The sequence below is a fragment of the Rossellomorea sp. ABR4_012 genome (assembly GCF_056159545.1).
The window spans coordinates 413,207-434,051 of record NZ_JBSWVK010000001.1 but is presented as its reverse complement, the minus strand read 5'-3'; the positions used below and the strand labels follow the sequence as shown (position 1 = coordinate 434,051).

General features: G+C 42.6%; 24 protein-coding genes. 10 read left to right on the top strand and 14 right to left on the bottom strand.

Annotation, left to right across the window (positions count from 1 at the left end):
• Positions 1 to 131: 131 nt before the first annotated feature.
• The gene (locus tag ACXAFV_RS02240) at positions 132 to 1,634 is read right to left on the bottom strand and encodes a malate:quinone oxidoreductase (protein ID WP_475124148.1); all 1,503 of its coding nucleotides are present in this window, start codon (positions 1,632 to 1,634) and stop codon (positions 132 to 134) included.
• Between the two features lie 504 nt (positions 1,635 to 2,138).
• Here ACXAFV_RS02240 and ACXAFV_RS02235 point away from each other — a divergent pair.
• The gene (locus tag ACXAFV_RS02235; RefSeq protein ID WP_475124147.1) at positions 2,139 to 3,674 is read left to right on the top strand and encodes a vanadium-dependent haloperoxidase; all 1,536 of its coding nucleotides are present in this window, start codon (positions 2,139 to 2,141) and stop codon (positions 3,672 to 3,674) included.
• A gap of 146 nt (positions 3,675 to 3,820) precedes the next feature.
• Here the strand turns inward: ACXAFV_RS02235 and ACXAFV_RS02230 are convergent, their stop codons facing one another.
• Positions 3,821 to 4,801 carry a glycerophosphodiester phosphodiesterase family protein gene (locus tag ACXAFV_RS02230; protein WP_475124145.1) on the bottom strand — a complete coding sequence of 327 codons (981 nt, stop codon included), beginning with the start codon at positions 4,799 to 4,801 and terminating at the stop codon, positions 3,821 to 3,823.
• 497 nt (positions 4,802 to 5,298) lie between these two features.
• Between ACXAFV_RS02230 and ACXAFV_RS02225 the strand changes: the two genes are divergently transcribed.
• The gene (locus ACXAFV_RS02225; protein ID WP_475124144.1) at positions 5,299 to 6,645 is read left to right on the top strand and encodes a PepSY-associated TM helix domain-containing protein; all 1,347 of its coding nucleotides are present in this window, start codon (positions 5,299 to 5,301) and stop codon (positions 6,643 to 6,645) included.
• Positions 6,646 to 7,145: 500 nt separating this feature from the next.
• Here the strand turns inward: ACXAFV_RS02225 and ACXAFV_RS02220 are convergent, their stop codons facing one another.
• The 8 genes from ACXAFV_RS02220 to ACXAFV_RS02185 all read right to left on the bottom strand — a co-directional run bounded on the left by ACXAFV_RS02220 (position 7,146) and on the right by ACXAFV_RS02185 (position 12,962).
• A complete protein-coding gene (locus tag ACXAFV_RS02220) occupies positions 7,146 to 8,141 on the bottom strand; it encodes a DUF2268 domain-containing putative Zn-dependent protease (protein WP_475124142.1) in 996 nt (331 codons plus the stop codon).
• 66 nt (positions 8,142 to 8,207) lie between these two features.
• A complete protein-coding gene (locus ACXAFV_RS02215; protein WP_475124141.1) occupies positions 8,208 to 8,690 on the bottom strand; it encodes a methylated-DNA--[protein]-cysteine S-methyltransferase in 483 nt (160 codons plus the stop codon).
• A complete protein-coding gene (locus ACXAFV_RS02210) occupies positions 8,674 to 9,588 on the bottom strand; it encodes a DNA-3-methyladenine glycosylase family protein (protein ID WP_475124139.1) in 915 nt (304 codons plus the stop codon). The genes ACXAFV_RS02215 and ACXAFV_RS02210 overlap by 17 nt, the downstream gene beginning before the upstream one ends.
• A 3-nt stretch (positions 9,589 to 9,591) precedes the next feature.
• Positions 9,592 to 10,158, bottom strand: coding sequence for a bifunctional transcriptional activator/DNA repair enzyme AdaA (locus ACXAFV_RS02205; RefSeq protein ID WP_475124138.1), 567 nt, complete (start codon positions 10,156 to 10,158; stop codon positions 9,592 to 9,594).
• Between the two features lie 158 nt (positions 10,159 to 10,316).
• A complete protein-coding gene (locus ACXAFV_RS02200) occupies positions 10,317 to 11,087 on the bottom strand; it encodes a hypothetical protein (RefSeq protein ID WP_475124137.1) in 771 nt (256 codons plus the stop codon).
• 4 nt (positions 11,088 to 11,091) lie between these two features.
• A complete protein-coding gene (locus ACXAFV_RS02195; protein ID WP_475124135.1) occupies positions 11,092 to 11,421 on the bottom strand; it encodes a PadR family transcriptional regulator in 330 nt (109 codons plus the stop codon).
• Between the two features lie 216 nt (positions 11,422 to 11,637).
• Complete coding sequence (locus ACXAFV_RS02190) at positions 11,638 to 12,624, bottom strand: HAAS signaling domain-containing protein (protein WP_475124133.1); 987 nt, start codon at positions 12,622 to 12,624, stop codon at positions 11,638 to 11,640.
• Complete coding sequence (locus ACXAFV_RS02185) at positions 12,621 to 12,962, bottom strand: PadR family transcriptional regulator (protein WP_475124132.1); 342 nt, start codon at positions 12,960 to 12,962, stop codon at positions 12,621 to 12,623. The genes ACXAFV_RS02190 and ACXAFV_RS02185 overlap by 4 nt, the downstream gene beginning before the upstream one ends.
• A gap of 732 nt (positions 12,963 to 13,694) precedes the next feature.
• Here ACXAFV_RS02185 and ACXAFV_RS02180 point away from each other — a divergent pair.
• The 3 genes from ACXAFV_RS02180 to ACXAFV_RS02170 all read left to right on the top strand — a co-directional run bounded on the left by ACXAFV_RS02180 (position 13,695) and on the right by ACXAFV_RS02170 (position 15,290).
• Positions 13,695 to 14,195 (top strand): CBO0543 family protein, encoded by a 501-nt coding sequence (locus ACXAFV_RS02180; RefSeq protein WP_475124130.1) that lies wholly within the window; start codon positions 13,695 to 13,697, stop codon positions 14,193 to 14,195.
• 70 nt (positions 14,196 to 14,265) lie between these two features.
• Positions 14,266 to 14,754 (top strand): hypothetical protein, encoded by a 489-nt coding sequence (locus tag ACXAFV_RS02175; RefSeq protein ID WP_475124128.1) that lies wholly within the window; start codon positions 14,266 to 14,268, stop codon positions 14,752 to 14,754.
• The gene (locus ACXAFV_RS02170; RefSeq protein ID WP_475124126.1) at positions 14,751 to 15,290 is read left to right on the top strand and encodes a hypothetical protein; all 540 of its coding nucleotides are present in this window, start codon (positions 14,751 to 14,753) and stop codon (positions 15,288 to 15,290) included. Before ACXAFV_RS02175 ends, ACXAFV_RS02170 begins: the two co-directional genes overlap by 4 nt.
• Positions 15,291 to 15,427: 137 nt before the next feature.
• Here the strand turns inward: ACXAFV_RS02170 and ACXAFV_RS02165 are convergent, their stop codons facing one another.
• Entirely contained in the window at positions 15,428 to 15,862 is a 435-nt protein-coding gene (locus ACXAFV_RS02165; protein ID WP_475124124.1) for a MarR family winged helix-turn-helix transcriptional regulator, read from the bottom strand.
• A 171-nt stretch (positions 15,863 to 16,033) separates the two neighbouring features.
• On the opposite strand from ACXAFV_RS02165, the gene ACXAFV_RS02160 reads away from it, so the two are divergent.
• Both ACXAFV_RS02160 and ACXAFV_RS02155 read left to right on the top strand, forming a co-directional pair.
• Positions 16,034 to 16,459, top strand: a complete 426-nt coding sequence (locus ACXAFV_RS02160) for an organic hydroperoxide resistance protein (RefSeq protein WP_475124123.1) — start codon at positions 16,034 to 16,036, stop codon at positions 16,457 to 16,459.
• A gap of 205 nt (positions 16,460 to 16,664) precedes the next feature.
• A complete protein-coding gene (locus ACXAFV_RS02155; RefSeq protein ID WP_475124122.1) occupies positions 16,665 to 16,976 on the top strand; it encodes a nucleotide pyrophosphohydrolase in 312 nt (103 codons plus the stop codon).
• A gap of 276 nt (positions 16,977 to 17,252) precedes the next feature.
• Here ACXAFV_RS02155 and yiaA read toward each other — a convergent pair whose 3' ends face one another.
• Positions 17,253 to 17,723, bottom strand: coding sequence for an inner membrane protein YiaA (gene yiaA, locus ACXAFV_RS02150; protein ID WP_475124120.1), 471 nt, complete (start codon positions 17,721 to 17,723; stop codon positions 17,253 to 17,255).
• 271 nt (positions 17,724 to 17,994) lie between these two features.
• Between yiaA and ACXAFV_RS02145 the strand changes: the two genes are divergently transcribed.
• From ACXAFV_RS02145 to ACXAFV_RS02135, 3 genes are read left to right on the top strand one after another with little or no spacing between them, the layout of a single operon-like run.
• Positions 17,995 to 18,309, top strand: a complete 315-nt coding sequence (locus ACXAFV_RS02145; protein ID WP_475124118.1) for an ArsR/SmtB family transcription factor — start codon at positions 17,995 to 17,997, stop codon at positions 18,307 to 18,309.
• Entirely contained in the window at positions 18,302 to 18,754 is a 453-nt protein-coding gene (locus ACXAFV_RS02140) for an SRPBCC family protein (protein WP_475124117.1), read from the top strand. Before ACXAFV_RS02145 ends, ACXAFV_RS02140 begins: the two co-directional genes overlap by 8 nt.
• Before the next feature lie 18 nt (positions 18,755 to 18,772).
• Positions 18,773 to 19,168 (top strand): SRPBCC domain-containing protein, encoded by a 396-nt coding sequence (locus ACXAFV_RS02135; RefSeq protein ID WP_475124115.1) that lies wholly within the window; start codon positions 18,773 to 18,775, stop codon positions 19,166 to 19,168.
• A gap of 209 nt (positions 19,169 to 19,377) precedes the next feature.
• On the opposite strand, the gene ACXAFV_RS02130 is transcribed toward ACXAFV_RS02135, so the two are convergent.
• Positions 19,378 to 19,773: a DUF1761 domain-containing protein gene (locus ACXAFV_RS02130; protein ID WP_475124113.1), complete on the bottom strand. Its 396-nt coding sequence runs from the start codon at positions 19,771 to 19,773 to the stop codon at positions 19,378 to 19,380.
• A 15-nt stretch (positions 19,774 to 19,788) separates the two neighbouring features.
• On the bottom strand, positions 19,789 to 20,727 hold the full coding sequence (locus tag ACXAFV_RS02125) for an AraC family transcriptional regulator (protein ID WP_475124112.1): 939 nt from the start codon (positions 20,725 to 20,727) through the stop codon (positions 19,789 to 19,791).
• Positions 20,728 to 20,845 lie beyond the last annotated feature (118 nt).

Genomic DNA, 20,845 nt, shown 5'->3' with positions numbered 1-20,845 from the left:
AATCTTTAAATTGACAAACAAAGGCAAGCAGACCGACTAAGAGTTGAAGTTTCCCCTAAGAACACACAAAAAAGAACCCCCAATCCAAACAAGGATCAAAGGGTCCATCACCAAATCTATTATTTCAAAAATCAACTATACGCAAGCTCTTTTCCGTTCAGTCCCAGCGTATGGGCTGTCGAAGCATGAATTTCCTTAAACAGCTCCGGGTTTTCCGATAATGACAGGCCGTAAGAAGGAATCATTTCTTTTATTTTCGGTTCCCACTCTTTCATATGCTGCGGGAAGCATTTACCTAGTACCTCTAGCATGACGTGAACGGCAGTGGAAGCACCCGGGGATGCGCCAAGCAATGCAGCGACCGAGCCGTCTGAAGCACTTACCACTTCCGTACCGAATTGAAGGGTGCCTTTCCCCCCTGCTTCGGTATCTTTGATCACTTGCACACGCTGGCCGGCTACGACGATCTCCCAATCTTCGCTTTTGGCGTTAGGGATGAATTCACGCAGCTCTTCCATTCTGCTTTCCTTTGATAACAGCACCTGCTGAATCAGATACTTTGTCAATCCCATGTTCTTCGCTCCTGCCGCAAGCATCGTCAGAACATTATTCGGTTTGACAGAAGTAATCAGGTCCAGGTTTGAACCTGTCTTCAGGAACTTAGGAGAGAAGCCGGCAAACGGACCGAATAACAGTGATTTCTTGTTATCGATGAAGCGTGTGTCAAGATGCGGAACAGACATTGGCGGAGCGCCGACTTTAGCCTTGCCGTACACTTTTGCATGATGCTGTGCCACGACCTCTGGATTGTTGCACACCATGAAGAGGCCGCTCACCGGGAATCCGCCGATACGCTTCGATTCAGGGATGCCCGTCTTTTGAAGCAGGTGAAGACTTCCGCCCCCGCCTCCGATAAAGACGAACTTCGCCGTGTGGGTTTCGATTCTTCCATTTGCAAGGTCCTGCACCTTCACTTCCCAGGAACCGTCGCTCATACGCTTAAGGTCCTGGACACTGTGCCCGTAGTTGACCTCGACATTTTGACCCTTCAAGTGGTCAAACAACATGCGTGTCAAAGCCCCGAAATTGACGTCCGTACCGGAGTCGATCTTGGTTGCCGCTATCGGTTCATCCGAAGTACGGCCTTCCATGATCAACGGAATCCATTCCTTCAGTTTTTGAGGATCATCTGAAAATTCCATGCCTTCAAACAGCGGATTCTCTGACAGCGCTTCCAAACGTTTTTTCAAAAATTCAACATTTTTTACCCCTTGCACCATACTCATATGAGGCAGCGGCATGATGAAGTCCTGCGGACGGCGAATCAGATTGCTGTTCACCAGATACGACCAGAACTGTCTTGAAACCTGGAACTGTTCATTTACGTTTATGGCTTTCGTGATATCAATGGAGCCATCAGGCTTTTCGGATGTATAGTTAAGCTCGCACAATGCTGCATGGCCCGTACCTGCATTATTCCACTCGTTAGAGCTTTCTTCCCCTGACTCTTGAAGCTTCTCAAAAACTGTGATTTCCCATTGTGGTGCCAATTCTTTCAATAATGATCCCAAAGTCGCGCTCATGACTCCGGCACCAATTAAGATAACGTCTGTTTTCTTCTGTATGCTGCTCATGATAACCTTCCTTACCTTTTATATTTTCACAAAAAAGAGCAGGCGCTCCTGCTTCGATGTCGTAAAAAGCAAGGCGTCACTCCAGGAACACATCTTATCTGTCTTAATACTAAATATATCATAGTCTATTATAATGGTTGATGGATAAAAATAACTTCTGTTATCTGATAATTATAAACTATTTAAAGATAATAAAAAAGTGCAAACTGCTCTCACATCTCTTTAGATTACATAGAAAAAAAGGCCTTCACCCAGCTCGTTTCAAGGGTTAAGGCTTTTTACGCTGTGAATGAACAATTAATTTTTTTCCGTAATTTATGATAAGGGCTGCCCATTTTTATTTCGTTATTGTATATACATCTGAATTCTAAAACACGTTATTTCAAAAAACTGATTTCATCTGAATTTTTTCTAGTATATTACATATTACTAATCTATCTGTCTATTCCATTCAGTATTTTTCAACATAAGATAATACAAGTCCTAAAGAAAGGAGGGAAAAAGTTGAAGGACAAAAAAAGAAATTTACTAGATGATTTAAAATCGTTCAAACGTCGCCTGAAGAAAGCCTTTAAAATACGTGAAGAGGCAGCTGAATTCTACAAAGAACTGCCCGTGCAGAGCCACCCCAACAACAACGACGAAATAAGATATGAGAATAAAATAGGTAATTTTTCAAAAGGGCTGCCGCATAACGAACTTGGCGAGGTCAATGTTGATGATTATAACGAATATATCCAGATATTGAATTCAGGGGATCCAGAAGATTTTGATGACCTCCCGCTTGCCGGTGAAAGGAAGTTGGTTAATCCTCAAGCCGCGTATGCATATGAAATGGCCGGACCAGATTGTCACCAATTGGTTTTACCGCCCGCTCCGAGCTTCAGCAGTGCTGAAATCGCTGCCGAGATGGTGGAACTATACTGGCAGGCCCTTACGCGTGATGTCCCTTTTAATGACTATGACACGAACCCCTTAACGCTTGCAGCGGCAAATGAGCTATCTGACTTAACAGATTTCAGGGGACCTAAAATCGATGGTAAAGTGACCCCTGGGACATTATTCAGGGACAATCTCCCAGGAGCGTTGACAGGGCCGTATATCTCACAATTCCTTTGGAAGGATATCCCTTATGTTTCCACAACGATCACTCAACGTTACCGGACAACGAAGGCAGGAGAAGACTTTTTAACTGACTACGATGAATGGCTTGCCGTTCAGAATGGCTCCATCCCGTCCGGACCCGATTATGATCCCACTCCAAGGTATATACGAAATGCGCGGGATATGGCCGAATTTGTATTCAATGATCGATCCATCGAAAGCGGACTAGCCTCCAGTTTGATCCTCTTCCGTTATGGGGCTGCCGCATTGGATAAGAACAATCCCTACCTCGACTCTGACACCCAGATCGGATTCTCCACCTTTGGAGTTCCACATATTCTGGATTTTGTCACCAGAGCAGCCCGTCCCGGTTTAGAAGCAGCCTGGTTCCAGAAATGGCTTGTTCACCGACGTCTCCGCCCGGAAGAATTCGGCGGGCGCATCCACAACAAATTGATGGGCAAGGCTGATTATCCAATACATCCGGACGTACTGAACTCAGAGGCACTGGGAAAAATCTATGAAAACTATGGTTCCTACCTTTTGCCGCAGGCTTACCCGGAAGGCTGCCCTACACATCCGGCCTATCCAGCCGGCCATGCTGCGTTTGTCGGAGCGATGGTGACCATGCTGAAGGCACTGTTCGACGAATCTTTCGTGATTCCAGACCCAGTCATCGCAACAAGCGACGGCCTGCAATTGATAGACTACGAAGGTCCACCACTCACTGTCGGCGGTGAATTGAACAAGCTTGCCTATAACATCTCCATTGGACGGGACGCAGCAGGAGTCCACTTTCGAGCCAGTGGTATCAACGGTTTAAATCTTGGGGAACAGGTAGCCATCGGAATCCTGCGGGATTATAAGGCTACGTACAATGAAAACTTCAAAGGATTCACTTTGACTAAATTTGATGGTTCTTCTATTACGATTTAACCAGTTGATGAGCTTCTTATTTTTTTGAAAAGAGCTTGAAGCGAGACCACATTTTTTGATAAGAAAGCACGGGATATCTATTGTGCTTCGTAGATAGGGACTGTCCCCGGTACTAAGTGATAACTTACCGGGGGTTGGTCCTTTTTTTATTTTTCTTGTAAAACAGGGGCCGCTACATCAATTCTATTGGTCCAGACTCCACCAGAATAATCGTCAGGGATTCGTTCAAGATCGACAGGTGTGTCAAAACCTTCCGACCATCCACCATCACCTGCGACCAGGATCACGCGCGTATCTGCATCGTCTAATCGATTGATGAATTTACCCGGCCATCCCCACATCCATTTCGCATATTTCTCAGGGAGATGAATCTGAGTGTTCTGACAGGCAGAAGGGACGTACCCTGTCCATCCTGCAGCGATATAAGGCAGCATACAGCTTTTCATTGTAGCAATCGACATGACCCGAAGTTTCGGAAGTTCAGCTTTCAAAGCTGCAATCGGCCGGTCACCTCCATATACCGTCAGTTCTTTCAGTCGTCCCTCCGGAAGTCTGTCAAGATAGCGGGCAAGCTGCTCCCCTTCTTCAGGATCATCGCTCTTGATATGGATTAGAAAAGAGCTTTCGGGGAAATGATCCAGCACCTCATCTAGTGACGGCATCAGCCCGACTCCCTTCCCGCGGAATGGATATGTCTTCCCGTCATCAGCCGTATATCCATACCCGATATCCAACTGCTTCAGCTCTTCCATCGTGTGCTCCCTCGTCACCCCTTCGCCGTCCGTCCGGCACTCTAGTTTCCAGTCATGGAAAATCGCAAACTGACCATCAGTCGTTGGCTGCACATCGAACTCGACAACATCTGCCCCTGCTTCAAAAGCCGCTTCCATCGATGGAATGGTGTTTTCAAGGTATGGATGTTCGGGTTCATAGATTCTCTCGGCCGTGCAGGTATCACTCTTGATCCTTTCCATCGAGAAGGTCTGGGCCATCCCTCTGTGTGCAAGCAGTATAGGGTTTTTATCTATGGTTTTTGTAAATAATGATGTGTTGTTTACATACATGAACGCTGCCAGAATCACCATCCCTAGCAAAATCCGTTTCATGATCGTCTTTAACTTTTTCATCGTTTCCTCCAAGGTTTCCGTAAAAATTGAATTCTAGTAAATTGTATCCCTTTTCCAGGAATCCCGCTATGTAAATTCGGCTTCACTCCGATGGCACGTCCTGTTCGTACGCTATATTATCTGCCCAAGTGTATATTAGGGTGGTGAGGTTTTTTTCTTTTCTTTCTCTACATTCTTTACATTCTTCTTTCTGTTTGCGATTCTAGATCAAACTTGCCCCAAACCTGATTCATGTCTAATTCACAAAAAAGAAGACAGCACGTTTTTCGTGCCGGCATCAAACGCTGTACATCGCTCAGTTCATCCCATTGAATTTCACCCGTCAAGTCATATTCATTCCTCCATTCCTTCACCTTCCATATAGGAAGTTGAGTGAAAAACGGATACCCCTGTTGAAAAATAGCTACATTTATTTCATTCTTTCAACACATTTTCGCTATAAACTGAATGTAACGAGTATTCATCCCTATTAATTAATGCAAGAAAAGGAGATTCATATGAGCAGGAACACGTTCAATCCATTCAGAAGGCTTCACTTTTATGCTGCCTGGTTCATCACACCATTATTGTTGACGCTGACCCTTTCAGGAATCGGCTTCCTCTTTTATCCCGAGATCGAAAACACGATTTATGAACACGAATTCTTCGGGCAGAGTGATGAAAAAGAGATGCAAAGCATGGATGAAGCGATAGAAGAAATAAAAGAAACTTATAACGGCTACTCCGTCAGTAAGATCAGCATGATGGAAGAACCCTATAACAACAGGGTGACGATCAGCAATGATCAAGGAGAGTCTCAATATGTATTTTTAGACGAAAACAATCAGATCGTCGCCAGCCAGAATTCGAAAAATACCTATTCCAACTTTATGAGGACATTCCATAGTTCCTTATTGACCGAGCATACCTTTGTCCGTTACCTGGTCGAACTGACGGCTTGCTGGGCCATCTTCCTGATCGTGTCGGGGACCTATATGACATTCAAGAAGAAACTGCTCCAGAACCGTTCCAGGAAAAATCCTCTCAGGTTCCAGAAACTACATGCAATACTTGGACTGGTACTTGCCGTACCTCTGATCATCATTGTTGTGACCGGGATTCCATGGTCAGTTTTTACGGGAAGTAAAATTGGGCAATTCGCAGCCGACCATCCTGATTGGGGCAGGACGGAGCTTCGGTACAATCCCCCTCAGTCGGATGAGGATGAAATCCCTTGGGCGACAAGAAGCATGGACCAGCCCGCTTCGGAACATAAGGGGCACGCGGGACATCACTCCGACAGCAGTACAGATGACACGATAGCCGGCCAGAAAACCATCGAAGAAATCATCACGGAATCCGGAGAGAACAATATTTCAAGGCCGTTCTCCATTGTCTATCCTTCTGATGAAACCGGCGTCTTCACCGTGTCCAAAGGAAGCAACACAGGCGTCACCGGACTCGATGTCAATCCGGACGAAGAAACAACCGCTTACTTTGATCAGTATTCCGGAGACATGATCGCTCAAATCGACTTTGAGGACTACGGCATCATCGGCAAATGGTTCACGTGGGGGATCCCTCTTCATGAAGGGCATCTATTCGGGATGGCCAACAAGATCCTGAACCTGCTCGTCTGCATCGCATTCCTTGCAGCGATCGCGATGGGCTTCATGTCATGGATGAAGCGGATGAAACCAGGTGAATCGAAGGGTCCGAAAAGGATCAACAAACCATGGTCGATCGGCGCCATCGCAACACTTTTGATTCTTGGTATCCTCATGCCGCTTTTCGGTTTATCCGTTCTCGTGATTTTTATCATTGAAACGATCATCTACTTCACGAAGAAGACGAAAGAGGCTTGATCCTTAAAAAGGAACGGTTTCACATAAAAATAAACGCTCTACAATGCCAAAACGCATGGTCTTTCACTTTAGAAAGCACCATGCGTTTTTTGTTGATTCAGCATGTTACAACGGAGAGGGATTTTAAAGGGGTTTGCGGGAATTCTATGTTGGTGATGGAAGAAAGCTTGATCCCCGCTGGCATGTTGTCTCTCCAGCTCGGAAATCCCTACGAGGTTTCGGAGGGTCGGGGGTATCGGGCAGGATTTATGGGCGGGATTTTTCATATATGGGCGAAATTCTGATTTTAAGGGTGAAATTTCAAATATAAGGGCGGAATTTTCCATATAAGGGCGAACTACCGATTTTCGACAAATTTCACTATAAATCTCACCTTTATACACACGTGGGTATAAGACTGTTTCACTTTCATCTCGCTCACATAAAAAGAAGCCCGGGACGTATTCCCAAGCTTCCGCCGAAAAACTTTTCGGTCAAACGATTAAAGACACCAGTTATGATCATTGATACTTTTCAACATACTTTCCCTTTTCGAAAATGTCCTGTGGACTTATGCCGGTCCATTCAGCTGGTGTTAGATCCGGATTCACTTCCAAATAGGATTTGACCATTTTATATCCTTCGCTGTAGCCATAAAGCCAAGGAAGGTCTTTGCCGCCCATAAGGATTTCAATGGATCTGTTGAAATCGTATGTATGAAGATCGGGTTCGATATTTGACCAAAGCTCTTTATCATAAGCCGGGTCGACAGGAGTAAAATCAATATCCTGATAAACGACTTTTTCAAACATGACTGCTTTTCCTTCAAAGATCAGATTATCCAGCACGGATGACTGCGTCGTTCTGTCCAGATGCTTTTCAGCCCAGATACTGTGATGGTATTCATGGGCGATTCCCGCCCTCAGTGTATCCTCTGTGTATTGCCAATTATAGAGAACGGCTATCTTCCCTTCCCCAACTGTTATCATTAAGGTATTCTTATTGGTGGAAGGAAGAACACAAACTGTTGTTTCTTTCTCAGATGGCAGAAGGTCAGAAGACTTAAAAAGGGCTTCTTTGATGATGTCATCGCTTTGCTGGCTGTCCATTTTATCGATCAAGTTTTGGATTTCTGCTAAGTGTGTTGGAGACACATTCAAGTGATTGGGATCTGCATTCAGTATGGGATCAGCAATATGGATAAATTCACCATTTTCAAAACAATCACTGTATATAGGATCGATTACCTCTTTCTGATAAATATCCAGATACGGAGCATCGGGGCTCTTTTCAACTTCATCTATGTAATTTTGATAAAGCTTATAGGCATTCACAATTTTATATTTTTGCTTTGTTCCCGGGTGTTCAAATGTAGTAACCGTATTTTCATATATTATTTTTTGTTTGTCCGGTTCTTTGTCTGCTTTTTCTGTATTATCGCAGGCAGCAGCTAGAAGAAGGCTAAGAAGCAGTATTGAAATGATAGATAGGATCTTCAGATTCTTTTTCAAATACATTCCCCCAATTATGCAAAATAAATTGACTCATTTCATTTTACCATAATATGGGTTATTCACAGCAGATTATTCCCTTTCCCTCAAACCCCGCTCATGCCGCAGAAGCCATTCCTTCCTCCACAAACCTCCAGCATACCCGGTCAGCTTTCCATTCGATCCTATGATCCGGTGACAGGGGACCACAATGCTCAACCGGTTCCTTCCATTGGCGCTGCCCACTCCCCGGACTGCCTTTTCATTACCGATGCTGACGGCGATTTCTTTATAGGTGGACGTTTCCGCATACGATACTTCCGTCAATGCCTCCCACACTCTTTTTTGAAAAATGGTCCCATCAAGATGATACGGGAAAGTGAACGTACGGCGTTTGCCTCTGAAGTATTCATCGAGCTGCTTTTCGCACTCCTCAAGCACCAGGGGACAGTCATCCCGACAATCGTCTTCCTGCTGTTCTTCGATGAACAGAATGGATGTGATCTGTTCATCCGTTCCCTGTATGTCAATCAATCCGATCGGTGACCGGTACAGTTTGTTATATAGCTTCGTCATATAAAGACCTCCAAAGATAGAAGGCGGCATATCCCTGCCAGCCTTCCCATTTTGTCGAGAATTCTTCCATTTCTTCAAGCGCCGGTTTACGGTCATAACCCAATAAAGCCTTCAGCGCATTTTGAAGACCGACATCTGCGATTGGGAACGACGATTTGACATGCAGACATTTCATCATGACATAGTCCGCTGTCCAGGCTCCTATGCCTTTATACTGCATGAGCGTGTTTCTCACTTGCCGCTCATCCAGCTTCATTAATGAATCTTTTCTCAATTCACCCGTCTTCATCGCCCCCGCGATCCCTAGGATGTATTCGGCCTTCCTGCCAGTGATTTGCAGCTTCCGCAAGTCCTCCACATCCAAAGAAGCTATTTTGTGAAAAGAAGGGAATAGCCAAAACCGTTCGCCGTTGACCGTCACACTTTCACCATATTGCTCAACAAAGCGCTTTTTTAATGTGTAGGCAAAAGTTAAATTGATCTGCTGCCCGAGGATCGCCCATACCAATGCTTCGAACAGGTCAGGAAGGCAGATCATTCGCAATCCATAATATTTCTGTGTGAGTCCCGATAGGATGGGATCACCAGCCGACCACTCATAAAACTCCGCCAGATTCACATCCAATTCAAACCACTCCCATACATATTCCGCCACTTTTTCCCGGGCGTCTTCAGATGGGGTGCCGTTCAGAAATTCAACGTTCATAAAATCACGGATGTATTCAATCTTACATAAAATCAATTCGTCACTCACACGAACCAGTTTAAATAAACAACCTTCCTTAATTTCATGAAGGATTTCAAGATTCGACCTGCCTAAAAACAGCAGGCACTCATCAAAGCTGAATTCCTTGGGAGGATAGATCTTGATCCATGATTGTCCGTCAGTCCACTTCATTTTTTAAACCTCCGATATACGCTTTCTATATTCGCTTGGTGAACATGCTTTCAGCTGCTTAAACACCTTATAGAAATTGGATGAGCTTTGAAATCCGGCCTCATAGCCGATTTCAAGATTCGTCAGGCCTGTTGTCATCAGCAGATGAGCCGCTTTATCAACCCGGATTTTTTCCAGGTAGGTACGCGGCGTCTCCCCTGTTTCCTGTTTAAACATTCGCTCAAGATAGTAGGGGCTCAGACCTGCATAATCCGAAATATCCTTCAACACCAAGGGTTTGTCCGTATGATTGACAAGATAGCCGATCACGTTCCTGACCACCTCGATATTCGGGGAATGCTCCACTTCAGGCTGACATCTTTTACATGCACGAAATCCGGCTTTCTCTACCTCATGGATGTCAAAATAAAAGTCTACATTCACTTTTTTCGGTTTCCTTGACCTGCAAGAAGGCCTGCAATAAATTTTTGTCGTCTTCACAGCCGTAAAAAACAACCCGTCGTATTTCCTGTCACAGTCCATGATCTTTTCCCACATCTCTTCGAATGTCAGGTTGACAGCAGTCATCATCACACCCCCCTTTCTGCCTTCCATACTGTTTGTTATCTTATTTTATCAAGAATGCCCCTCACCTTTCCTCCTGATTCTTGCTCTTATGGTCTGAGGATGAACTTCATAACTCATTTTCTTACAAAAAAAGCTCAGGTTTGATACCTGGGCTCAGAAAGTTACAGTGTAGACTGTTTTTGCTTTTTCCTCCTTCTAACTAAAACAAAAACTACAATTGATGAAATGACCGCCAACAGGATGATCGTATAGAGGATCAGGGTTGGGTCTTCGTTGGCATCCTCAGGAATCAAACGGTTTGCAATCGGCCCGAGCGAAAGAAACAGCGGGATGATGATTGTAAACCACGTTTTTGTATAGATGGCTGCAGCAATGAAAATCACGATGCACGCAGCGAGGATCAAATTGTTTTGTAGAGGCGTCGCTGTGAACACCGGCTGAAACTCCTGCGCATTGTACCAGAACAAGACGGTAACGCCCAATCCGGTGACGAGAAGCATGGTCGCAAATATCAGGAAGTAGCTCCATTTAGAATGGATGTATCCAGGCAGCACTTTGAATAGCAGGACAGCATAGATCAGCCCTCCGGCGATGGAGCCAACGGATGCGATCATGATCGTGCCTCCCGACAGCGAGAAGTTGCCTTCAATGGCAGGGGCAAGACTTAAATAGGCAGCGATTAACAGGATAAATAGGGGCACTAGCCCCAAGAGCTGCCGATAGTCCGTCTTCATCGATTCTCCTATGTTTTTCATATACTGCTTCGGGCTTTCCCCGACGATGTGCTTGACATCTTTTCCCTCTGCCTCGGCTTGAAGCAAATGGTCTTCCAATTCCTCCGTGATTTCATTGATTTCGTTGTCGTTTTTCCCTTTTGAAATCAAGTGCAGCCGAAGTTCGATCAAGAACTGTTCTGACTCTTTAGAAAGCATCTTTTCACATCTCCCTTTTATTCAACACATTGTTCACTGAGAAACTCAGCTGTTCCCAGCGCTTGATAAACGACTCCAGTTCCTCTTCTCCTTTTTGAGTCAGGGAATAATATTTCCTTTTCGGACCGGCTGTCGATTTTCGCAGCGTGGCCGTGACAAGACCTTCCTTCTGCATCCGCAGCAATAATGGATATATGGTTCCTTCGCTGAAAGAGGTAAATCCGAATGCCTCAAGTCGCGACGCCAGCTCGTAGCCATAGATTTCCCCATCCTTGATGATGGACAACAGGCAGCCATCCAATATTCCCTTTAACATCTGCGTTGTATCTGCCATTGACTTGCTCCTTTCGGTATCTTGTAATACAAGATATACCATTAGTATAATTTCCACTATCTTGTATTGCAAGATATATTTGAGAAAATTTTACAACGATGAACTGGAAACGTGAATCTTTTCCGGCGTTTCCAGCAATGGTATCACGGTAAGTCGGTTTCCAGATAAAAGAAAAAACGCTGTTGGGAGAATCCAACAGCGTTTTTCCTTATCCCATTATTTATATGCCTTTTTCAATCCCTCATAACTGTTGATCACCGCAGCAACCAGGAGGCCGACCGATATGGTCAGGTAGAACCACTGAAAATTGAAGGAGTTGTTAAAGAGCACCTGGATCCTGTCGATGAATGCCGGATTCATCACTTCCATGTTTCGGAACATAAACAGAAACACAGCTACAGGAACAAATTGAAATACCGTATTCTCGATTGCCAGCCTTTTCGTCCAGACACCCGCCCGCCATTTCCTGATAAAAAGAAGCAGCTCCAAGCCAATCAGGAACACGACCAGCGGCCAATAACCGAGGAGGACATCCTGGTCAAAGAGAGGGGTGAACACCCTTCCGTCGTCACTATTTTCATACAATCCAAGAATATCTGAAGCTTTAAAGTAGCAGGTGGACCAAATGACCGTCCACACCAGTCCCCCGAATATCTCCAGCTTGGAAATCCGTTTTTCCTTCGGGATATACGGAATATCCTTCAAGTCGTCCGGCGTCCACTCTTTTCCCTTCATCGTGAGCGGCAGCTGACTTTCCGATGTTACGGTCCGTTCGATGACGGCAAAGGTCAGTGTCAGCCAGAAGAACACCTGCACCCCAGTTCCGATCGCCTCCCCAACCCCGTTGCCGGCGATAGAAAGGAACAGTCCGATCGGATTGGAATCACCTGAATAGTTTAATACGGACGATACAGCCACTACAATGAACGTGATGGCAGCGGCGATCGGCAGGATGAGCATCAACAGTGTGATATACAAATCATAATACCGCGGCCCGATCAAATGCATCGGCCGGTCTTGATAGTTGGAGGCCAGCACAGCGGGGTCCCCAAGTGAAGTCAGCACCTCCCTCACATCAGCCTCTGAATATCCTTCAGGCAGCATATCTTCAATCGTGGATTTCAACTCCAGGGCGATATCATCACGATTCTTCTCAGGCAGCCTTCTCATCACTTCTTGAATATACAGTTCAACAAGCTTCATTTTTCCTCTTCCTCCTTCAATAAAATCGCCAATTCCCCGGACATCTTTTCCCATTCGGCCTTCAACTGCTTCAAAATCTCATCACCGTATTCACTTAACACATAATACCTCCTTGGCCTGCTTTCCGACCGGTCCCAGCTGCTTGAAACCAGTTCCTGCTTCTCCAATCGGCGCAGCAGCGGATAGAGTGTACTCTGCTCCATCGAAATCCCGCTCTTCTCCAGCAATTGGACAAGTGAATACCCGTACTGAGGTGTCCGCAATTGACTCAATACCGCCAGGGTCAACGTCCCCCTCCTGAGCTCCGTCGTCAAGGATGTCAGCAGTGACTTATCCATATCTTCACCTCTTTACTTGATTTATACTGTGTGTCGTACACTATATGCTTTATACTATGTATCATACACTATAGACGTGCAAATAAGAACATTTTTTTCATCATTTATCAAATGGTCATTGAGAATAGGGATAAAACACAGGATACAGCCGGCAAATCAATACGCCATCACGAAAACATTCCAAAATAACAAAAACCAGCCGAGAACTACCGGGCTGGTCAAATTAAATGGCATGATGAATCACCGGAGGCGGATTTATAGTTGATAGAGCTATTTAAATCCATGTATGGAAGGTCTATTTCATGCTGAGTAGAAGGAATCTTTCCGTTTGGATCAGTAATCTTCGAGTTTTGGCCGTTAATCTTTCACTTTTAACCACTAATCTTTCAATTTTCCGATTTAATCTTTCGATTCCGGCGATAATTCCGTCACATGGTAAAATATGTAATAAATCAAAAAAAAGAGGGTCTGTCCCCCATTGTACTAAAGCGTTAACTTACTGGGGGACAGGTTCTCTTTTAAAAGTTCAAACTTTGTTCAATATTTCACAATCTAAGTACAACTCGATTGCTCCCATGCCGCAGTCGTTACTGCAGATTCTAAAGTGTGATCCAGCTTTGTTATTTGCATCTGGTCGTTCATTTTGAACTCGTTTTTTATTAAAAGTATATCTTATTTCCAATTAGTGTAAAATACTCATAGTATTGACCAATCGGAAAAGAGGAAAATTTGATGTATCATGCTGCTCTTATTAGTACCATCTTTGTTGTATCCATTTTCAGAGGAAAGTGGAGCAGATGGAAGGATTTTCTGCCGACAATTTACTACTTTTCATTTTTTAATATGTTTTATCAATATATATCACTTTCCATAAAGAAAGTGTGGGAACTGGAACAAGTGTTTATCAGTACTTTCATAACGGACTATGCCTATACGTTTATTGCTTACCCTGCTCTTGTTGTTATGTTTCTTCATAAGTTCCCTGACCATTTCAAATCAAAGTTGTTTTATGTTATGCAGTATATACTTATTTCGATTTTGATTGAGTGGATCGCTCATCAATTAGGATACATAGTGTATTTCAATGGATGGAATATTTGGTGGACAGCATTCTTTTATTCAACAATGTATCCAATGCTGTATCTTCATTATTTAAAGCCCTTGAAAGCATATGTTATTTCTTTCCTCATCGTCGCTTTTTATTTCTATATGTTTGACGTTTCTATTCTTTAAGGACAAATACATGATGATATAAGATGGTGGCTATACTATACATTATATGAAGTGTATGGGAGTTTTTTCTATGAGCTTAGGAGTGACTTTTTTTGTTGTTCTTATCCTTTCGATTATTTTGCTTTTCACACTGCCGCTATTGAGAGAGTGGTTTCAGCCAATAGAAATATTTATCTTATTCATGTTTACATCTTATATCTGTCAAAATATGTTCTATACCATTTCCTCTCCTTATGACCGTATAAGTGTAGTAGAAGAACATTTCCCTTTTTGGACGGTACGGCTGCAATATGGGGCAGTCTTTGCCATTACACTTCTATGGCTCATGGCTGCCTATCGAACAAACTGGACATTATTGCGTAAGCTATCCGTAACGTTTGCATGGATTATTTTTGGAATAGTTTCAGAAAAGCTATTTTTAGAAATTGGTGTACTTCGCTCTGACAGCATAAGTTGGTATCCATCTTTGGATATGTTCTTTGAAATGATTGTCATTCTTCTTACTTTATCTTTCACGAGCTTTCTCAATACAGTATTGAGAAAGGAGAACATTATATGAACGATTTTCTACATAAAGCTTATGAAATACTCAAGCCTATTTTGCCAAAGCAATTTGATGAAAACGAATGGTTCACGATTACAATTTCTCTGTTTGTATTTATCTTCTTTCTATATGTACATAGAAGGAAAAAAGTTCTGCTAATGACTGAAATCATTGCCATTCTTCTATTTAATCTCCTTTATACAACCGTGGGGGACTACTTCTTAGCAATGGATCCATATGATTTTTATGATACCGTTGATCATGATAGTGGTGAAATTATGGATATACTCCTGCAGAACATTGCATATCCCTTTTCTCTCCTGATTCTGATGCACTTCTATGCAATGTATAAACCTAACAATGTTCTATATATCGCCTTTGGAACATTCCTGCTTTATGGATTAGAGTGGATCTCGGTTGAATACTTCAACCTATTTACCTTTAAAACGTGGAAGTCCTGGTATTCTCTCGTGTTTTATTTTCCAGTCATAGTGCTTAATATCATGTTTTTTAATAAGTTTCATGAGTATGTGGTTAGGAAAATTTCATAAAAGTCATGCTTTTTTTCTAAATCTTAAACATATGCCTGATTCCCCGCAAGATTTAGCAATTCAACATGGCTGAACCCTGGGAGACAAACCGGGTTCTTTGTTTTTGATTCATTAAAAAAATAGCGGCGTGCAAGCCGCTATTCCCTATTCTTTAATTTACTCAATATCGTCGTCAACGTTTGATTTAGCTGCTCAAGCTCGATGCCATCGACGTCCAGACTATCCACTAATCGTGCCGGAATGCAGCTTGCCTTTTCTTTCAAACCGACTCCTTTTTCCGTCAGACTGATGATAACACTCCGTTCATCTTCTTTTGAACGCTCCCGGCTCAACAGTCCATTGCTCTCCATTCTTTTCAGCATAGGGGTGAGTGTCCCGGAATCCAGAAATAACTTCTTCCCTAATTCTTTAACCGTTATCCTCTCCTTTTCCCAAAGGACCAGCAGTGCGAGATACTGGGGATAGGTTACCCCTATTTCCTCTAAGAGGCTGCGGTATAACTTTGTGATCTCCCTTTCCGCCGTGTAGATCTTAAAACAAATTTGATTCTCCAATAAAAGTACATCATCCATATCTGTTGTATCCTTCCTTGTCCATACTGATTGTTGAGATAATCATACAAAATCCATTAGTGATTATCAAATTTAATTGTGTACAATTAAATTGTTGACAATTATAATAACTTAAATTACTATTTAATTGTGCACAACTTAAAAATTTTATTTTACAAGGAGTGTTATGAAATGGATGCGTTATACACAGCAACAGCGACGGCAGAAGGCGGCCGTGCAGGAAAAATTAAGAGCAGCGATGGGGTATTGGATCTTGGATTGGCTATGCCAAAATCACTTGGAGGCAGCGGGGCAGAAGGAGCGACGAACCCTGAACAGCTTTTCGCAGCCGGCTATGCCGCATGCTTTGACAGTGCTTTGAACTTGGTAGCAAGACAAGCAAAGAAAAAGATCGAATCCAAAGTGACTGCTGAAGTGTCAATTGGAAAAGATCCTGCTGACGGAGGCTTCAAGCTTGGCGTTGTCCTATACGTTGCGGTTGGTGGAGTTGAAATCGCTGAAGCGGAACAGCTCGTTGAAAAAGCACACGGTGTCTGCCCATATTCTAAAGCCACAAGCGGAAACATCGAGGTAGACTATCACACAACTTCTTTATAATAGCGGGGGAAAACTACCCAACTGATTAGCGGCTCAGAGGTGATTGATCTCTGAGCTTTTTTCTGTAGATCTCCCATTTTATTAAACTGGCTCTTTCTTTTCATGGATTCTTGAGATTGCCTCTTCTACCTTTTAATTAATGTTAAAATATACCTATAACATTCTCAAAAGAGATTTTACGTTTACTTGAAAGGAGAAAACAAAAATGAGCGAAATCCAAGACCTAATGAACAAACTCGACCAATTCATAAATGAACGAAACTGGGGACCTTCCCAAAACCCAAAAGACCTCGCCATCTCCATTTCCATCGAAGCCGCCGAACTCCTCGAAGACTTCCAATGGATCAGCAGTGAAGAAGCCCTCGAAATAAATAAAGAAAACATCCGGGAAGAAATCGCGGATGTCCTGATCTACTCTTTAATGCTTTGTTCTAAACTTGATTTGGACATGAAAGAAATCATTGAAGAGAAAATGGTGAAGAATGCGCGTAAGTATCCTGTTCCAGTTGAAAAGTAATGACCGTGACGAGAAAGGAAGCTGAATCATTTGTTTCTTACCATTAAGCAAAAAAAGGCAGTAAAACTCATCACAGGCTGTGCCGCCATATATGGTGTCATATCTTTTTTATACAGTTTGATACTAAGCTCTGAAGTCAATATAAGTGCAATCATTCTGACACTATGCACACTCTATTTATTCTACGATTTTTCCCGTACTTCGGATAAAGAAGGGTAGAACCATCCGACCAGGAACGACAAAGGGCAGTACTGCAACCAGTACCGCCCCCTTCAATCAATCTTTATCTCTCGCCACCTGCGTATCCCGGATATTCTTCTGAATCGTAATCGCTGCAAACAGACTAAGAACAAATGCCATACCATAAAATCCTTTTTCGCTCAGGATGATACTGCCGGCATTATAAAGTCCGATCGCCATCAATGAAATCGCTACGATGACTGCAAACCAGCTGAGTCCGTAATAAATGCCCGAAACAGGGATGTCCTCTTCCTTGTCCCTGACCGCTTTTTGCAGTGATACCGCTGCATACAATCCGAATACGAGTACAGCGAAGTAATACCCCTTCTCATTCAGTTCCATTCGCGCATTGAACAGTCCGATCAGATAAGCGGATACACCTATCACCAAAGCTGCCCAGCTTGCCCCTTTAAAGGCGGCAGTTGGTTCCCCTTCTTTTCTTTCAACCTTGATCTTTGGTTTCTTATCATCACTCTTCATTAACGGATTTTCATTGAAATCTGACATTCGCCGCTCTCCTTTACTGTCATTGAAATGCAGCGCCTTCACTGCTGCTAAGAATCATTATAACAATTTTTTACAGTATTGATTTGGAATTTTAGTATGATTTATTATTTTTATCACAGATAAAATTGCTCTATTTAATGATATTCTATTCATTTCATGTTGATGTACGTAATGAGTCAAGATTCAATTTTAGTTCTTAATATAAAGCACGCACTTAAAGCACGCACTTAATTAAGTTGACACTTAATTAAGTGCGTGCTAAATTATATTTATGATTGAAAAAGTGATTCATTCCATAATAGAACCAAATAGGCGGGAAATACTCTCTATTTTACGAAATGGTGAGCTTACGTCTAGTGAAATTGCTCTTAACTTTCATATATCTGCACCTGCAATTTCACAGCATTTAAAAGTATTAGAAAGCTCAGGGTTGGTTGTAGCCCGAAAAGAAGGTACAAAGCGATATTATCGTATTAGAAGGGAAGGTTTTAGAGAATTACGGCAATACTTAGACAGTTTTTGGGATGATAGCCTTATGCTCTTAAAAGAAGCTGCTGAAGAAGAGGAAAGGAAGAAAAATGAATAGTAAAAGTGAACGTTTAACGAAACAAATTTTTATTGAATGCAGTCCTAAAACGCTGTTCTCCTTTTTTACTGATCCAGATAAAATGGTTCGTTGGATTGGTAGAAACGTTTTATTAGATCCAAGTATTGGTGGGAAGTATCGAATCGACATTAATGGTCTGGACATCGCTGTTGGCGGGATTAAGGAAATTGAACCATTTAAAAAAATTGTATGGACGTGGGGATGGGCTGATTCAGACATCATGCCTCCAGGTTCCAGTACCGTTGAATTTACGTTTACTCCACAAGAGAACGGTACTCTGCTTAAGTTACACCATTATAACTTGCCTTCTGAAAAAGCTACTTCCAATAATAACGGATGGTCTCATTATATGGGACGTCTTCAAATGCTGGCAGAGGGGAAAGAACCAGGAATAGACCCTTGGTCTGTTTTAAAAAATAAATAACACTGGAGGAATAGTCGTATGTCTTTAACAATTCATCAAGAAATTATTTTTAATGCAAGTCCACAACAAGTATATGACGCACTGATTGATGCCGATCAATTCAAAGCTGTTACTGGGGGAGCTCCAACTGAAATAAACGCTGAGGCAGGAGGGGCATTCTCTTTATTTGGCGGCATGATCACGGGAAGAAATATTGAACTGCTAACAAATGAAAGAATCGTTCAAGCCTGGAGAGCTGCTAATTGGCCTGAGGGAGAATATTCAATCGCGAAGTTCGAGATAAAAGAACAAGGGGAAAATACACTAGTTGGTTTTCATCATGTTGGTTTTCCTGAAGGACAAGCAGAACATCTTGCAGGAGGATGGAAAGACAATTATTGGGGACCTCTTGAAAAATTTTTAGCTAAATCTTAAGAAGAGACACACACCTATTCAAATGGAATCAATGAAAAGTGAATGGGGAAATGGATAATTAGGGGACTCAAGTATTGCTTGAGTCCCCTCCTATTTCACACAGATTTTATGCTGAATCATCACTTATGGTGCGATTCACAATGGTTATTTAAGCGGAAAAATAAACGGGCCCGTAAAAAATTCTTCAAGCCCGTTTAAGAGTCTATTTGTCATATTAATAAACCGTGAACAGCACCCAGTATGGTAAAAATCACAAGGTGATCCCCGATCGCCGTCAAAAATGATTTTTTAGACATTAATCCAAATAAAGTATTTTTCAGATAGACCATTGATATGATCAACCCGATGATGAACCCGATTACCGCTCCAGCTGTCACTCCCTCGGACCCAATGGATTGAACGAGTATCGCCAGCAAAAACGAATTGATAAATGCAATGATCACGGAGTAAATGTATTTAAATGGACCCTTACTTGGTTCGAACCCATGACTGCTTTCTTTTTTTCCTGACAATACGACGGAATAATAGACCCCTCCATAAAGCATGTATATGATTCCGCCGACAATAACCGGCACGTAGTTGATGCTTCCCCAATCGATCAACATCACAAAAATCCCCCTTTACTTTGGTTCAATTGCTAAGCAAATAGCTTTAATTTTGCATTCAATCGACAGCGATCCTATTACAGGTTCCATTTGTATCAATTCAATCGGATTCCCTAAATATCTGTATCCACTTCTCGGTAGCCAAAAGCTGTAGAGCTCGGAATAACATTCAATCAGCAGGCTTCTTTCACTGTAATCAACAGGCTCATCGAATTCATAGACCACATGCTTGCCGCCCTTGAATGGGTACACAGTTTCATGATCGATAGCCTGGACAGCATCCTCATCAATTTCAATCCGGCAATCATATTGGCTTTTATCCGGAGGGGTGATATAGGGATTATTCCTCGGAACTCCAAAAATCAATATACCCGGTTTAATCAATTCCCTTGAATTTGACCAATGATAAAGATCTTCCCAGACATTTGGGATTCCTTCTGTATATGGACCGACACTTCTTCTGTTCACAGTTGCGCAAACTGGAAACTCAATGATCTTCACTTTGTTCAAATCCAACCATTTAAACTTATTATAGGCAGACGATGATTGTTCTTCTTTCTTAATATTGCGGTTAAGTTTAGAATTCTTGCTATCATACTCTCTCGGGAAACGTTCTAAGTAAGCACCTTCCCGCCATTTCTTGGGACTTGTATGAAAGTACTCATTAAAAGCATACGTAAAATAAGATAGGGATGAAAAACCCGACATGAAGGCAATCTCGGTAACGGGAATGTGTTGTTCATAAATTAATAAATGGGCCGCTTTCTCCAACCGGAGCCTTTTCACATAACCTGCAGGAGTTTCCCCGGTAAGTGACTTAAAGATCCTTTGAAAATGATAGGCCGAATAGGTGGAGACTTTAGCCAGCTTCTTGAGAGGAAGAGATTCGTTTAAGTTCTCTTCAATATATTGCAGTACTTTATCGACTTGCTTTTGCTGTTCTGTTCCGTACAATATGAAAACTCCTTTAACGATTCTTTAATCACTAGTATAAATTTACAATAGATAGTGGAGAGAAACCATGTATTTCGGTGTTCAGGAAAAATTAAAATCCAGTATGCATATTATAGGT